General features: G+C 60.2%; 14 protein-coding genes. 3 read left to right on the forward strand and 11 right to left on the reverse strand.

Annotated elements, in window-relative coordinates; all coding sequences use genetic code 11:
* Positions 1–18: 18 nt before the first annotated feature.
* The 4 genes from CXF97_RS09980 to CXF97_RS09995 form a co-directional block, all read right to left on the reverse strand.
* Complete coding sequence (locus tag CXF97_RS09980) at positions 19–972, reverse strand: hypothetical protein (RefSeq protein ID WP_101158361.1); 954 nt, start codon at positions 970–972, stop codon at positions 19–21.
* Positions 973–989: 17 nt separating this feature from the next.
* Positions 990–2,705: a proline--tRNA ligase gene (locus tag CXF97_RS09985; RefSeq protein ID WP_101158362.1), complete on the reverse strand. Its 1,716-nt coding sequence runs from the start codon at positions 2,703–2,705 to the stop codon at positions 990–992.
* A gap of 129 nt (positions 2,706–2,834) precedes the next feature.
* Positions 2,835–4,394 (reverse strand): AmpG family muropeptide MFS transporter, encoded by a 1,560-nt coding sequence (locus CXF97_RS09990; protein ID WP_101158363.1) that lies wholly within the window; start codon positions 4,392–4,394, stop codon positions 2,835–2,837.
* 43 nt (positions 4,395–4,437) lie between these two features.
* Complete coding sequence (locus CXF97_RS09995) at positions 4,438–4,791, reverse strand: MGMT family protein (protein ID WP_101158364.1); 354 nt, start codon at positions 4,789–4,791, stop codon at positions 4,438–4,440.
* Positions 4,792–4,956: 165 nt separating this feature from the next.
* Between CXF97_RS09995 and CXF97_RS10000 the strand changes: the two genes are divergently transcribed.
* Entirely contained in the window at positions 4,957–5,964 is a 1,008-nt protein-coding gene (locus CXF97_RS10000) for a DUF481 domain-containing protein (RefSeq protein WP_101158365.1), read from the forward strand.
* Positions 5,965–6,131: 167 nt separating this feature from the next.
* Here CXF97_RS10000 and CXF97_RS10005 read toward each other — a convergent pair whose 3' ends face one another.
* Positions 6,132–6,341 (reverse strand): cold-shock protein, encoded by a 210-nt coding sequence (locus tag CXF97_RS10005; RefSeq protein WP_002554837.1) that lies wholly within the window; start codon positions 6,339–6,341, stop codon positions 6,132–6,134.
* 355 nt (positions 6,342–6,696) lie between these two features.
* Between CXF97_RS10005 and dcd the strand changes: the two genes are divergently transcribed.
* Together dcd and CXF97_RS10015 are read left to right on the forward strand one after the other, a co-directional pair.
* Positions 6,697–7,263 carry a dCTP deaminase gene (dcd, locus tag CXF97_RS10010; protein WP_007940589.1) on the forward strand — a complete coding sequence of 189 codons (567 nt, stop codon included), beginning with the start codon at positions 6,697–6,699 and terminating at the stop codon, positions 7,261–7,263.
* Between the two features lie 108 nt (positions 7,264–7,371).
* Entirely contained in the window at positions 7,372–7,581 is a 210-nt protein-coding gene (locus CXF97_RS10015) for a hypothetical protein (protein WP_016771389.1), read from the forward strand.
* 44 nt (positions 7,582–7,625) lie between these two features.
* Here the strand turns inward: CXF97_RS10015 and pdeM are convergent, their stop codons facing one another.
* From pdeM to CXF97_RS10045, 6 genes are all read right to left on the reverse strand, one after another.
* On the reverse strand, positions 7,626–8,279 hold the full coding sequence (gene pdeM / locus CXF97_RS10020; protein ID WP_371918378.1) for a ligase-associated DNA damage response endonuclease PdeM: 654 nt from the start codon (positions 8,277–8,279) through the stop codon (positions 7,626–7,628).
* On the reverse strand, positions 8,276–10,765 hold the full coding sequence (locus CXF97_RS10025) for a ligase-associated DNA damage response DEXH box helicase (RefSeq protein WP_101158367.1): 2,490 nt from the start codon (positions 10,763–10,765) through the stop codon (positions 8,276–8,278). Before CXF97_RS10025 ends, pdeM begins: the two co-directional genes overlap by 4 nt.
* 182 nt (positions 10,766–10,947) lie before the next feature.
* A complete protein-coding gene (locus CXF97_RS10030; protein WP_041478066.1) occupies positions 10,948–11,712 on the reverse strand; it encodes an ABC transporter ATP-binding protein in 765 nt (254 codons plus the stop codon).
* A gap of 12 nt (positions 11,713–11,724) precedes the next feature.
* Entirely contained in the window at positions 11,725–12,843 is a 1,119-nt protein-coding gene (locus CXF97_RS10035) for a succinylglutamate desuccinylase/aspartoacylase family protein (protein WP_101158368.1), read from the reverse strand.
* 28 nt (positions 12,844–12,871) lie between these two features.
* The gene (locus CXF97_RS10040) at positions 12,872–13,582 is read right to left on the reverse strand and encodes an ABC transporter permease (RefSeq protein WP_039762607.1); all 711 of its coding nucleotides are present in this window, start codon (positions 13,580–13,582) and stop codon (positions 12,872–12,874) included.
* Positions 13,579–14,307 (reverse strand): ABC transporter permease, encoded by a 729-nt coding sequence (locus CXF97_RS10045; RefSeq protein WP_101158369.1) that lies wholly within the window; start codon positions 14,305–14,307, stop codon positions 13,579–13,581. Before CXF97_RS10045 ends, CXF97_RS10040 begins: the two co-directional genes overlap by 4 nt.

Consider the following 14,307-nt stretch of genomic DNA (forward strand, 5'->3'; position numbering starts at 1 on the left):
GCTTCTAGCTTGTGCTTTTTAATTCGGTCCCGGATCAGCCACTAAACGCCCGGCATCCTTGGCCAGAGACTTGAGAAACTCAGCCTGCAACTCAGGGTCATTGCGGGTGAGTTCGATCAGGCTCTGCTCCAGTTCGCTGGCTTCTTCTTCCAGGCCCAGTTCCGACAGGCGTTTGACCCGGTGCACCCACTGGCTCACCTCGTCATCTTCCAGATCGTCATAAATCAGCCCGTGTGCTTCCAGCAATTTGCCGCGCAGGTGGCCGCTGAGCATCAGCGTCGAGTCTGAATGCACGTCGTCCTTGGCGTCTTCGACGCTGATCTGCAAGCGGCCGATATGATTGAGGTCATGCTCGGCAAACGGACTGTCGAGCAGATTCAAACGCAGCACGCCGTTGCGATCGGTGGTCATGTCGAAGGTCTGCTTGCCGGCCTTGACCTGCACCGGTCGCTCGCTCCAAGGCAGGCTCGAATACTCCGTGCGCTTGTCGCGCTGGACTTCATCGATGCCCGCAAGGTTCTGCTGTGCGCGGCCATTGGACTGCACATTCATGAACGGGTTGAGCCCGGCGAAACCGTAGCTCAGCCAATCTCTGGTGACGCTGTCCGGCAGGTTGCCGAGGGCGAACACGTTGACTACGTTCGCACCGACACCACCGACCACGGCTACCGCACCCAGCGGAATCTCATAGACTTCGCGCCAGGGCTGATAAGGCGTGTAACGGTCGTAACGGCGGGTAACCTCGAACTCGGTGACTTCGAAAGTTTTCTGCTCGTTGATCTTCACGCGTCGCTGCGGCAGCTCGAGCACCTTGGGCTCGCCGACATCGATTTGCAGGCTGTGATCAAGCAACTTTCGCTCGACCCGCTCTTCGTGCTCGCTGCGTTGCGACATGTGATTGGCGCAGCCGCTGACCAGCAGGGCGCCGCACAGGGCGGCGCCACCGAGGCCTAAGGTGTTTCGCTTGAACATGACGTCTCTATCTGGTTTCAGCGGCGGATACGGGCCTGAAGGAAGGACACAACATCGGCCACCGGCAGCGCTTGCGCCTCTGCTTCGGAACGACTCTTGTATTCCAGGTTGCCTTCGGCGAGGCCACGGTCGCTGACCACGATCCGGTGTGGAATGCCGATCAGTTCCATGTCTGCGAACTTGATGCCCGGGCTGGTTTTCTTGTCGCGATCGTCCAGCAGCACTTCGAAGCCGGCCGCCGTCAGTTCGGCATACAGCTTGTCGGTGGCTTCGCGCACCTGCTCGGTTTCATAGCGCAGCGGTACCAGAGCGATCTGGAATGGCGCCAGGGTGTCGCTCCAGATGATGCCGTTGGCGTCGTTGTTCTGCTCGATGGCCGCAGCCACCACGCGGGAAACGCCAATGCCGTAGCAACCCATTTCCAGGGTGACCGGCTTGCCGTTCTCGCCCAGGACTTCGCATTTCATCGCCTTGCTGTACTTGTTGCCCAGCTGGAAGATGTGCCCGACTTCGATGCCGCGCTTGATTTCCAGCGAGCCTTTGCCGTCCGGGCTTGGGTCGCCTGCGACGACGTTGCGCAGGTCGGCAACGGTCGGAACCGGCAGGTCACGCTCCCAGTTCACGCCGAAGTAGTGCTTGTCGTCGATGTTCGCGCCAATACCGAAGTCGCTCATCATCGCGACCGAGCGGTCGATGATGATTGGCAGTGGCAGGTTCAGCGGGCCGAGCGAGCCGGCACCGGCGCCAATCGCGTCACGCAGTTCGGCGTCGGAAGCCATGACCAGCGGGCTGGCCACGCCAGGCTGGTTGGCAGCCTTGATTTCGTTCAGTTCGTGGTCGCCACGAATCACCAGCGCGATCAGCTTGCCTTCTTCTTCGGCATGCACGATCAGGGTCTTGATGGTCTTTTCAATCGGCAGATTGAATTTTTCCACCAGCGCCGCGATGGTTTTGGTGTCTGGCGTGTCGACCAGGCGCAGCTCTTCGGTTGGCGCCGGGCGCGAGGTTTCCCGTGGCACGGCTTCGGCTTTTTCGATGTTCGCCGCGTAGTCGGAACCGTTGCTGAAAACGATATCGTCTTCGCCGGACTCGGCCAGCACGTGGAATTCGTGGGAGCCGGCGCCGCCGATCGAACCGTTGTCGGCTTCAACCGGGCGGAATTTCAGGCCCAGACGCGTAAAAATGTTGCAATAGGCTTCGTGCATGCGGTCATAGGTGACCTGCAGCGACGCCTGATCGGCGTGGAAGGAGTACGAGTCCTTCATGATGAATTCGCGGCCGCGCATCAAACCGAAGCGTGGGCGGATTTCGTCACGGAACTTGGTCTGGATCTGGTACAGGTTGATCGGCAGCTGTTTATAGCTGCTCAACTCGTTGCGCATCAGATCGGTGATCACTTCTTCGTGGGTCGGGCCCGCGCAGAAGTCACGACCGTGGCGGTCTTTGATGCGCAGCAGCTCAGGGCCGTATTCTTCCCAGCGCCCCGATTCCTGCCATAGCTCGGCCGGTTGGGTGCTCGGCATCAACACTTCCAGAGAACCGGCGGCGTTCATCTCTTCGCGAACGATGGCTTCGACCTTGCGCATGACTCGCAAGCCCATCGGCAGCCATGTGTACAGGCCGGAGGCAAGCTTGCGGATCATGCCGGCGCGCAGCATCAGCTGGTGGCTGATCACGACCGCGTCGGAAGGCGTTTCTTTCTGTGTGGCGAGCAAAAATTGACTGGTGCGCATGGTTGGCCGTTGTCGGTTGCTATGACTGGAAATGACGAAGCAGTGTACCGGCGAGTTTTGCTGACGTACAGAAGTGTGGCCGGCGTAAAGATCCAGCGGCGGGATTGCTCCCGCCATTGGCGAAGTGTCTTACGATTCTTCGGTGACGGGCGTCGGTGCTGGCTCGGGCGACGGTGTCGCGCCTTCGCGGCGGCGCTCCTGAAACCAGTGCAGCGCAATCAGCACCAGCGTCGGCACGCCGAGCAGGGCGGTGATGAGGAAGAAACTGTGGTAGCCGAACTTCTCGACCAGAACGCCGGAATAGCCGCCCATCAAGCGCGGCAGCAGCAACATGATCGAGCTGAGCAGGGCGTATTGCGTGGCCGAGAACTTCAGGTTGGTCAGGCTCGACAGGTAGGCAACGAACGCCGAGGTCGCCAGACCCGAGCTGAAATTGTCCAGGGAAATGGTCACGACCAGCATCTGCAGGTTCGGGCCCATGTCCGCGAGCATGACGAACAGCAGGTTGGTCCCCGCCGAAGCCACGCCGCCAATGAACAGGATCGGCAAGATACCGAAGCGCACGATTAACAGGCCGCCCATGCCGGCGCCGACGAGGGTCATGATCAAGCCGAAGATCTTGCTGACACTGGCGATCTGATCTTTGGTGAAGCCCTGGTCGATGTAGAACACGTTGGCCATCACGCCCATCACTGTGTCCGACATGCGATAGGTGGCGATCAGGCCCAGCAGCAAAAGCGCCTGCCAGCGATAACGCAGAATGAAGTCGTTGACCGGCGTCAGCACCGGTGCCAGGCCGCGCCGGCCCATGGCTGACAGACACATCCCCGTCAGCAACGTATAGAGAATGGCGCGCAGAAAGGCGCGGTCTTCGAGCAGCAGGTCGAGCGGGCTCATGTCGCCGAACAGCACGCCAGCGAAATCGGTGTTGTACAACTGAGTGAACATCGCCGGTACCGACACCAGCAGGATGATCAGCACGAACACCGACATCAGTTGATGCATGAAGGTGTAACGCCCGGCCTGCAACTGCGTGCGCAGCGGCACCGGCGGCTCGCGCATAAACAGCGAGGTCAGCAGCGCCGGCACCATCAATACGCCGAACAGCACATAAGTGCCGGTCCAGGCTGAATGCTTATAGTTGAAACCGGTGGAGCCGAAACCTTCGGCGAAAAACAGCGCGCCGGCGGTAGCGAGCAGGGCGGCGACGCGGTAACCCGACATGTAACTGGCGGCCAGGGCAGCCTGGCGGCTGTCATCGGCGATTTCCAGGCGATAGGCGTCGACCGCGATGTCTTGCGTGGCAGAGGCAAATGCGACGACCACGGCAATAGCGATCAGCCAGGACAGATGCTTCTGCGGATCACAGAAACCCATGCCGATCAGGCCGAGAATCACCAGTGCCTGTGAGAGCACCAGCCAGGAACGGCGGCGGCCGAGCTTGCCCAGCAAGGGCAAGCGCCATTGGTCGAGCAGCGGCGACCAGACCCATTTGAACGCATAGGCCAGACCGATCAGGCTGGCGTAGCCGATGGTTTCACGGGCCACGCCCGCTTCACGCAGCCACACGGAGAGCGTCGAGAACACCAGCATGTACGGCAGGCCGGCGGCAAAACCGAGCAACAACAGCACGAGCGTCGAAGGACTGGCATAGGCGGCGAGCGCGGCGCGCCAGGTTTTACGGGGCATGGGCTGAAGTCTGCCTCAAGATTGCGGAAACAAAGCGCGCACTCTAACCGCTGTGCTCTACCGGACGCCAGCCATGGCGCCGAATATCCACACGATTGTTCTGGACGCAAATGCCTTCCATGCGCAGTCGCGCGCGTTGTTCGTCGCCGGACGGGCTGCCTACTGGCAGGCTGATGCGTCCGCCGGCGCCGAGTACGCGGTGCCAGGGCAGCTTGGTATCGTCAGGCAACTGGCTCAAGGTACGGCCGACCCAGCGCGCGGCGCGGCCGAGTCCGGCGAGTTCGGCCAACTGACCATAACTGACGACTTTGCCTTCGGGCACTTGGGCAAGTGTCGAGTAGAGTGCCGTGCGTCGGATGTGCGCATCGTTTTCGACACTGTCGAGCGGGTCTTTCACGTGCGCGGCTCCTGAACATTGGTGTGGCGAAGGCGACAAGCGTAATCGCTCGCGGCCCAGTTGAGAAATGAACTCAATTGAAATAGTCCGGTCAGTCCTTGTCATGGGCAAAATCCTACGGATAATGCCGACCCTTTTCGCCAACTCTGAGCCCCCGATCTGCTTATGTTCTCCAGAACCTTGTTGTGCCTCGCTGTTTTCAGCGCGTCCACGCCCCTGCTTGCCGACACCGTCTGGTTGAAAAACGGCGACAAGCTGAGCGGCACTATCACGGTATTCGATGGCGGCAAGCTGTTGATCCAGACCAAATACGCCGGTGCGGTGGCGATTGACTGGAAAGAGGTCAAGACCCTGGACAGTGACCAGCACCTGCTGGTGAAGCAGGACGCCTACGCCGGCGAAGTGTCGAAATCGCTCACAGCGGCCGACGACGGCAAGGTCACTCTGGCCAATGGCGAGGCGCCGAAGACTGTCGAGCTGGCGAGCATTCAGCAGATCCTCAAGCCCAAGCCGATCGTCACCGACCTGGTATGGAAGGGCAACGTCGACCTGGCTCTGGATTATCAGCGCGCCGAGAAAGACACCGATGACTACGACGTCGCGTTCAAGACCTCGGCGCGTCACGGTCGCTGGCGCCATACCGCTGAAGGTGAGTACAACCGCGAAGTGCAGGATGCGCAAACCACCACCAACAACTGGCGCGCCGAATACTCCCTCGACCGCTTCATTACCGATCAATGGTTCTGGCAGGGTCGCCTGAACTACAAGCGGGATCACATCGAAGAGCTGGCGCGCCAGCGGGTGGTCGGTACCGGTCCTGGCTACCAGTTCTGGGACGATGAGTTGGGCGCTTTCTCGCTGGGCTCGTTGCTCAACCGCACTGATTACGAGTATCGCGATGGCAGCAAGGACAACTTTTATTCCGTCGCGATGAAGTGGGATTACAACCGCTATCTGATCGGCAAGAAGGTCGAGTTCTTCACCAACGGTGAAGTCGGCAAACCGCTGTCGGGCGTTGCCGATTATGCGCTGGATGCCGAGCTGGGCCTGCGCTACAAGGTCACCGACTGGGCCTCGCTCAACCTCAAGGCCGAGCGTGACATCATCAGCGGCACCAATGATGCGGATCTGAACAAGACGCGCTATACCGCAGGGTTTGGCGTGGCTTGGTAAAGGCTTTAAGCCAAAGATCGCAGCCTTTCGGCAGCTCCTGCAGGGTGCGCATCAACCCTCTGTAGGAGCTGCCGAAGGCTGCGATTTTTTTTGCGCCGTGGAAAAACAGACGCCCACAAAAAAGCCCCGCTTTTAAGGGCGGGGCTCTTTTCTAAAGAAGCTACAAGTTAGATAACTTGTACTTCTTCAGCTTGCATGCCTTTCTGACCGCGGGTAGCGATGAAAGAAACCTGTTGGCCTTCTTTCAGGCTTTTGAAGCCGTCGGATTGGATAGCTTTGAAGTGAACGAACAGGTCGTCACCGGATTGTGGGGTGATGAAGCCGAAGCCTTTTTCATCGTTGAACCACTTAACGGTACCGGTTTGGCGATTAGACATGGTGTAACTCCTTGAACAAAGATAACTGCGACTCAGGAAGAACCCTGGCCGAGACTGAGTGCAAAGAGCAGGAAAAATTCTTGTAGATGGTTGGATCGAAATTCAACATATCGTGTAGAGATTCTCAGTGACACAAGCAGCACAGTGGCGCCACCTTAACCCTTTTTCCGGAACGTGCCAATGCTTCTTGCAAAGGTTTCTCTGTTTTAGGGATCGGCGGTGCGACGGTTCGTCGCCACATCGCGTAAATACGGGGCGTTCGCCGAGAATTGCGTTGCGCACTTTGAACGAGGCGACGCGCCCGGTAAGATGCCGGACAGAATTTTTCCACCTCGCTATTCAGGACAACCCCGCCATGAGCATCAAATCGGACAAGTGGATTCGCCGCATGGCGCAGGAACACGGCATGATCGAACCGTTCGTCGAGCGCCAGATGCGCGGCAGCGACGACAGCCGGGTGATTTCCTACGGCGTGTCGAGCTACGGCTACGACGTGCGCTGCACCAACCACTTCAAGGTGTTCACCAACATCAACTCGGCCATCGTCGATCCGAAGAACTTCGACGCTGGCAGCTTCGTCGACATCCACAGCGACGTCTGCATCATCCCGCCGAACTCCTTCGCCCTGGCCAGCACCGTCGAGTACTTTCGCATTCCACGCAATGTGCTGACCATCTGCCTGGGCAAAAGCACCTACGCGCGCTGCGGCATCATCGTCAACGTCACGCCGCTGGAACCCGAGTGGGAAGGCCACGTGACGCTGGAGTTCTCCAATACCACCAACCTGCCGGCGAAAATCTACGCCAACGAAGGCGTGGCGCAGATGCTCTTCCTTGAATCCGACGAAGAATGTGAAGTTTCTTACAAGGATCGTGGCGGCAAGTACCAGGGCCAGCGTGGCGTGACGTTGCCGCGCACCTGAGGTCACCATCCGACGGATGTCGGGAATTCTTTGGCGGGCAGACACTCTATGGGGTGTACTGCCCGTTTTTGTTACACACAAAGACGGGCCTTCACTGAGGAGTGCCCTATGAAGATCGATCCGCGAATCAGCGCTGAACTGGCAAGGCTTGAGCCCAATCAGATAGGCGTTCTGGCCTGGTCGCTATTGGCGAATCCGTCGTTGAGCCTGTCCGGCGGCGTACCCGGCCAGCCCGATCCTGATACTCCCAACGAACAACCGACCGAACCCGGCGAACCGACACTTCCGGATGAACCGCCTCCGGCGCCTGTCGCCTGATCCACTGTCACGAATATGGCCCATTGGTCTGATCGTTTTACGATTTAGCTGACGGGCCATATTTCGTTGTCGCCGATCACAAAGACTTTGCAGTTGTCGTCGCGCTCGACCTGATAACCACCGGTAAACGCTCCAAACGCCGGCATCAGGCTGATGCGCTCACCCAACCTGAAACACGCCAGGCGCAAGCTTTGCCGGCCTTTTCCATGCAGTCGATAGACCGGGTGCACATGGCCGGCCAGCACGTGTCGGTCGGGATGCGCGTCGGGCTCGTGCTGCAACGCGAACGGCCCGAGCAACAGCGGTTCGGGCACCACGCGGATATTCAACGACGCCGGCGGGTCGCCCGCGCGTTTGTCATGGTTGCCGCGAATCAGCGTCATCGGCAGATGAGCGTGGCGTGCTCGCCACTCTGCCAGAGCGTTCAGTGTCGTCGGGACATGGGAGCCAGGCCCATGCAGAAAATCACCGAGAAAAATCAATTGGCGACACGGCAGCCGTGCCAGCAACGCGTCGATCACCTCGATGTTGCTCGCCGTCGTGCCATGCGGCACCGGTTGGCCAAGGCTGCGATAAGCCGCTGCTTTGCCGAAATGCACGTCGGCGATCAGCAGTGCTTCCTGCGCGGGCCAATACAGGGCTTTCTCCGGCAGCAACCACAACTCTTCGCCGGCCAGACGTATCGGGTACGCACTCACGACGATTTGCCGTTATCAGCGGTTTTTTCCAGGTCACCGACCATTCTTCTGATCCTGTCAGCCAGTTTTTCCGAACTCATGCTCTCGCGCATCCGCTCCACCAGCAGCGGAAAGCCCAGCGGTGTAGGACGTTTAACCTGATGCACGTCCAATTTCATCTGAGTTATGCGCTCCAATGTCTGTTCCAGACGATGAATATCCAGTTCTTCACGTAGAACTTCTTCCCCAGCCTGGGCCAGCAGCAGGTTGTCAGCGTCATATTGTTTGAACACCTGGAAAAACAGGCCGCTCGACGCCTGCACTTGGCGGGTACTTTTCGGCGCGCCGGGATAACCGGCAAACACCAGCCCGGCGATCCGCGCGATTTCGCGGAAGCGGCGCAACGCGAGTTCACCGGCGTTGAGGCTGGCCAGTACGTCCAGCAACAGGTCATCGGCGTTGAACAGGTGCGCGTCGAGATGCATGGCCCAATCCACCGGTGTGGCGCTGAGCAGTTCCAGGCCGTAATCGTTGACTGCGATCGAAAAGGTCACCGGCTGGCGCTGACTGACGCGCCACGCCAGCAGGCTCGCCAGCCCCAGATGCACCTGCCGCCCGGCAAATGGATATAGGAACAGGTGCCAGCCTTCGCGAGATTTCAGTACTTCAGCCAACAGATTTTCCGTGGTGGGCAAGCCGGACCAGCGCATCTGCGTTTCCAGCAACGGCCGCAGCGCTTGCATTTCCGGCCCGTTGAATTGACCTTGAGCAGCGGCGCTGAAGCGCGCGACCACCGCTTCGGCCAATTCGTTGGATAACGGCATGCGTCCGCCATTCCAGCGTGGCACCGCGGCTTTTTTTGCGGTGCTGCGTTTGACGTAGGCGGTCATGTTTTCCACCCGCACCAGCTCCAGCAGGCGGCCGGCGAAAAGGAAACCATCACCGGGTTTGAGTCGGGCAATAAAGCCTTCCTCGACGCTCCCCAACTGCTTGCCACCGCCACCCTTGCTCCAGAATTTCAGGTTGATGCTGGCATCGCTGACGATGGTGCCGATGCTCATGCGATGGCGCCGCGCCAGACGTGCATCCGGCACCCGCCAGACGCCGTGTTCGTCCGGCTCGACCCGGCGGTAATCCGGATACGCTGTAAGAGACATCCCGCCATGACGTACGAATGCTAGCGCCCAGGCCCAGTCTGCCGGCGTCAGGTCGCGATAAGCCCAGGCGCCACGCACTTCTTTGTACAAGTCCTCAGGGGTAAAGCCACCGCCGAGGGCCATGCTGACCAAATGCTGAACCAGCACATCCAGCGGCTTGTGCGGTGACAGGCGCGGCTCGATGCGCCGCTGTTCGACGGCATCGCGTGCGGCGACCGCTTCGATCAGTTCAAGACTGTGGGTGGGCACCAGCGTCACTCGCGAGGTGCGCCCCGGTGCGTGGCCGGAGCGCCCGGCACGTTGCATCAAACGCGCGACGCCTTTTGCCGAGCCGATCTGCAGCACGCGCTCGACCGGAAGAAAGTCCACGCCCAAATCCAGGCTCGAGGTGCAGACCACCGCTTTCAATTGGCCATTCTTCAAGGCCTGTTCCACCCAGTCGCGGGTATCACGGGACAGTGAACTGTGATGCAAGGCAATCAACCCGGCCCAGTCCGGACGCGCCTGCAGTAGCGCCTGATACCAGATCTCCGATTGCGCGCGGGTATTGGTGAACACCAGGCTGCTGGCGCAGGCATCAAGTTCGGCGACCACTTGCGGGAGCATCTTCAAACCGATGTGCCCGGCCCACGGAAAACGCTCGGTGGCCGGTGGGAGCAGCGTGTCTACCTGCAGGCTTTTTTCGCTTTTGCCCTGAACACTGGCGCCGCCACCCTGTGGGATCAGAACCTGCTCGGCGTGGGATTGATTACCGAGGGTGGCGGAAACGCCCCAAACGATCAGTCCTGGCTGCCAATGACGCAGGCGGGCGAGCGCCAGTTGCAGTTGCACGCCGCGTTTGTTACCGAGCAACTCGTGCCATTCATCGACGATGATCATGCGCAGGGTCGACAATGCCGTGCGCGCATCGGCGCGTGCGAGCAGCAGAGTCAGGCTTTCCGGGGTGGTAATCAGCGTTGTCGGCAGACGCCGGCCCTGACGGGCGCGTTCGCTGCTACTGGTGTCGCCGGTGCGCAGGCCGATGGTCCAGGGAATCTGTAAATCATCTACCGGGGTTTGCAATGCGCGCGCAGTGTCGGCGGCGAGGGCGCGCATCGGCGTGATCCACAGCACGGTCAGCGGTTCGGCCGTCGGTTTGCGTTTGCGCGGCGTGGCCACGGGCGGTTGCAGGCGGGCGAAGCGATTGAGTGCGGCAAACCACACCGCATAGGTTTTGCCGGCGCCGGTGCTGGCGTGGAGCAATCCGGATTCGCCGTTTTTAACCGCCGCCCACACCTGTTTCTGAAAGGCGAACGGCTTCCACGCGCGGGCACTGAACCAGCTTTTTGCAAAGTCGGGGGATTTCGCCATGCGGGCTGCGTGCGCTCTGGAGGGGTTGTTTCAGAGACCACAGCAACAGACCAAAGGTTTAAAACAACGCGATTCCCTTGTAGGCGCTGACGAGTGAAACGAGGCTGCGATTTTTTGATCTTTGAAGCAGAGCCAAAAGATCGCAGCCTCCGGCAGCTCCTTCGGGGGAATTGTGTGCGGCGTTATTTAAGGTTGCCGCTGAGAAATTGCTTCAGGCGTTCGCTTTTCGGATTGCCCAGCACGTCTTCAGGTGCACCTTCTTCCTCCACCAGACCCTGATGCAGAAACAGCACCTGATTGGACACCTTGCGCGCGAAACTCATTTCGTGGGTGACCATGATCATTGTCCGGCCTTCCTCGGCCAATCCCTGAATCACTTTCAACACCTCACCGACCAGCTCCGGATCGAGCGCCGAGGTCGGTTCGTCGAACAGCATCACCTCAGGCTCCATTGCCAGCGCCCGGGCGATCGCCACGCGCTGTTGCTGGCCGCCGGACAGAAACGCCGGGTATTGATCGGCGACCCGCGCCGGCAAGCCGACCTTGTCCAGATAGCGTCGGGCGCGATCCTCGGCTTCCTGTTTGCTGCAACCGAGCACCCGGCGCGGGGCCATGGTGATGTTTTCCAGCACGGTCATGTGGCTCCACAGGTTGAAATGCTGGAACACCATCGCCAGCCGCGTACGCAAGCGTTGCAGTTCATCCGCGTCAGCAACGTGCATGCCGTGGCGGTCGGTGACCATGCGGATCGCCTGGCCATCAAGGCTCATGGCGCCGTCATTGGGTTGTTCGAGAAAATTGATGCAGCGTAAAAAGGTGCTTTTGCCCGAGCCACTGGCGCCGATCAGGCTGATCACATCGCCGGTTTTAGCCTTGAGCGAAACGCCTTTGAGCACCTGATGATCGCCATAGCTTTTGTGCAGGCCTTCAACGGTCAGTTTGTACATGGACGAGCATCCTCAAGGCGAAAGTAGGTAGCCGCTGCGATAGGCTTCGGCGCCCGCGACGTGGGCGATGACCATGCCGGCGGTGGCCATGCGCCGCAGCGAGCGCGCATACAGCAGGCCGGCGGCGGTGCAATGAATGGGGGTGACCTTGTCGTGGACCGGGTCGATGATTTCCGCGATCTGCTGGCCGGCTTGCAGATATTGGCCGGGCGTGGCGCAGTACACCAGCAGGCCGCCGACCGGCGTGGTCACAGGTTCGACACCGGCCAGCGGCGTGGCCGGGTAAGGCAGTGGCGGTTGCGGCTTGGTCTCGCCGACGATGGCATCGAACTGGATCAGGTAATCGATCAGGGCCTGACAATCGCGGCTGGCCAGCGGGTGATTGACGTCGCCCTGGCCGCGCAATTCGACGGTTACCGAGAAGCTGCCCAGCGGAATCTCGAAGTGCTCGCCGAAGCGCTCGCGCAATTGCCACCAGAGCAGGGTGAAGCATTCGTCGAAGGATTGCCCGCCAGAGTCGGTGGCAAGCAGGCTGGCCTGCGCTTCGATATAGCGCGCCAGCGGCTCGACCTGCGGCCAGGCTTCCGGCGTGGTGTACAGGTGCACCACCGATTCGAAGTCGCAGTGCAAGTCCAGCACCATGTCGGCGTCGCAGGCCAAGCGTTGCAGGGTCAGACGCTGGGATTGCAGTTGCGTGGTCGGCGTCTGGCGGGCGAGGGCGTTGCGCAGGCTGGCACGGATCAGTTCAAGGTTGTGCTGTGCATCGTCGTTCAGTTGGCCTTCGATCGCGTTGCCGATTTCTTCGCTGAGGTCGACGAACCAGCGATTGAAATTCTGTCCACTCTCGAGGTCGTAACGGCCCAGCGGCACATCCATCAGCACTTGCTCGAGGCCGACCGGGTTGGCCACCGGCACGAGGACGATTTCGCTGCGCAGGCGGCCGGCGGCTTCAAGCTCCGCCAGGCGCTGTTTGAGATGCCAGGCGACCAGCATGCCCGGCAGTTCGTCGGCATGCAGCGAGGCCTGAATGTACACCTTGCCCTTGGCCTGCTGTGGGCCGAAGTGGAAACTGTGAATCTGCCGTGCGGTCCCCGGCAGCGGGGCCAGCAAGTCATGGATCTGGTGGCGCATTTTCTTCTCTTTATTTTTGAAGCCGTTGCTAGTGAGTCGGCCCGAGGAAGGCCAGCCAGCGGCGTTCGGCGAGGCGGAACAGGCCAACCAGCGCAAACGTAATGGTCAGGTAGATCAGCGCGGCGATGCCGAACGACTGGAACGTCAGAAAGGTCGCCGAGTTGGCGTCCCGCGCGACTTTCAGAATATCGGGAATGGTCGCAGTGAACGCTACCGTGGTCGAGTGCAGCATCAGGATCACTTCGTTGCTGTAGTAAGGCAACGAACGGCGCAGTGCCGACGGCATGATCACGTAGGCGTACAACTTCCAGCCGGTCAGGCCGTAGGCCTTTGCCGCTTCGACTTCGCCGTGGTTCATGCTGCGAATCGCCCCGGCAAAAATCTCCGTGGTGTACGCGCAGGTGTTCAGGGCGAAGGCGAGGATCGTGCAGTTCATCGCATCGCGAAAGAAGCTGTCGAGGATCGGCTGCTCGCGCACGGCCGCGAGGCTGTAGATGCCGGTGTAGCAGATCAGCAACTGGATATACAACGGCGTGCCGCGGAACAGGTAGGTGTAGAACTGCACCGGCCAGCGAATGTAGAAGTGCGGCGAAACGCGAGCGATCGACAACGGAATCGAGACGATGAAGCCGATGCAGATCGAGGCGGTCAGCAACCACATCGTCATCGCCAGCCCGGTGATGTTCTGGCCGTCGGTATAAAGGAAGGCTTTCCAGTATTCCTGCAGGAGTTCGATCATCGTATCGCCTCCCGGGCACCGGCGGCGTAGCGGCGTTCGAGCCAGCGCAGGATGAAGTTCGAAGCGCTGGTGATCAGCAGATAGATCAAGGCGGCGAGAACCAGGAAGTAGAACAGTTGATAGGTGCTTTTACCGGCGTCCTGGGCAGCCTTGACCAGATCAGCCAGGCCAATGATCGACACCAGCGCGGTGGCCTTGAGCATGACCATCCAGTTGTTGCCGATGCCTGGGAGGGCAAAGCGCATCATTTGCGGGAACACCACAAAGCGAAAACGCTGGCCGCGTTTGAGGCCATACGCGGTGGCAGCTTCGACCTGACCGCGCGGCACCGCAAGGATTGCGCCACGGAAGGTCTCGGTGAAATACGCGCCATAAATGAAGCCCAGCGTCAGCACGCCGGCACTGAACGGGTTGATTTCGATGTATTCCCATTCCATGTAGTCGGTCAGCGACGTCAGCCAGGTTTGCAGGCTGTAGAAGATCAACAGCATCAGCACCAGATCCGGCACGCCGCGAATCAGCGTGGTGTAGAGCTGCGCGGGCAGGCGCACCAGTTTGACTTGCGACAGTTTGGCACTGGCGCCGAGCAGGCCGAGCAACACGGCCACCAGCAGCGACATCGCCGATAATTTGATGGTCATCCAGGTGCCTTGCAGCAGCAACGGGCCGAAGCCCTGCAGACTGAACGAGGCCAGCCCCAGATTTTGCAGAAGGGTTTCAAACAT

Source organism: Pseudomonas sp. Choline-02u-1, assembly GCF_002836515.1.
Classification (GTDB): domain Bacteria; phylum Pseudomonadota; class Gammaproteobacteria; order Pseudomonadales; family Pseudomonadaceae; genus Aquipseudomonas.

Excerpts from the sequence above, each read along its gene's own strand:
- CXF97_RS10040 (WP_039762607.1), bottom strand. The coding sequence starts at position 13,582 with ATGATCGAACTCCTGCAGGAATACTGGAAAGCCTTCCTTTATACCGAC.
- dcd (WP_007940589.1), top strand. The coding sequence starts at position 6,697 with ATGAGCATCAAATCGGACAAGTGGATTCGCCGCATGGCGCAGGAACAC.
- CXF97_RS09985 (WP_101158362.1), bottom strand. The coding sequence starts at position 2,705 with ATGCGCACCAGTCAATTTTTGCTCGCCACACAGAAAGAAACGCCTTCC.
- CXF97_RS10030 (WP_041478066.1), bottom strand. The coding sequence starts at position 11,712 with ATGTACAAACTGACCGTTGAAGGCCTGCACAAAAGCTATGGCGATCAT.
- CXF97_RS10015 (WP_016771389.1), top strand. The coding sequence starts at position 7,372 with ATGAAGATCGATCCGCGAATCAGCGCTGAACTGGCAAGGCTTGAGCCC.
- CXF97_RS09990 (WP_101158363.1), bottom strand. The coding sequence starts at position 4,394 with ATGCCCCGTAAAACCTGGCGCGCCGCGCTCGCCGCCTATGCCAGTCCT.
- CXF97_RS09980 (WP_101158361.1), bottom strand. The coding sequence starts at position 972 with ATGTTCAAGCGAAACACCTTAGGCCTCGGTGGCGCCGCCCTGTGCGGC.
- CXF97_RS10000 (WP_101158365.1), top strand. The coding sequence starts at position 4,957 with ATGTTCTCCAGAACCTTGTTGTGCCTCGCTGTTTTCAGCGCGTCCACG.
- CXF97_RS10035 (WP_101158368.1), bottom strand. The coding sequence starts at position 12,843 with ATGCGCCACCAGATCCATGACTTGCTGGCCCCGCTGCCGGGGACCGCA.
- CXF97_RS10005 (WP_002554837.1), bottom strand. The coding sequence starts at position 6,341 with ATGTCTAATCGCCAAACCGGTACCGTTAAGTGGTTCAACGATGAAAAA.
- CXF97_RS10025 (WP_101158367.1), bottom strand. The coding sequence starts at position 10,765 with ATGGCGAAATCCCCCGACTTTGCAAAAAGCTGGTTCAGTGCCCGCGCG.
- CXF97_RS10045 (WP_101158369.1), bottom strand. The coding sequence starts at position 14,307 with ATGTTTGAAACCCTTCTGCAAAATCTGGGGCTGGCCTCGTTCAGTCTG.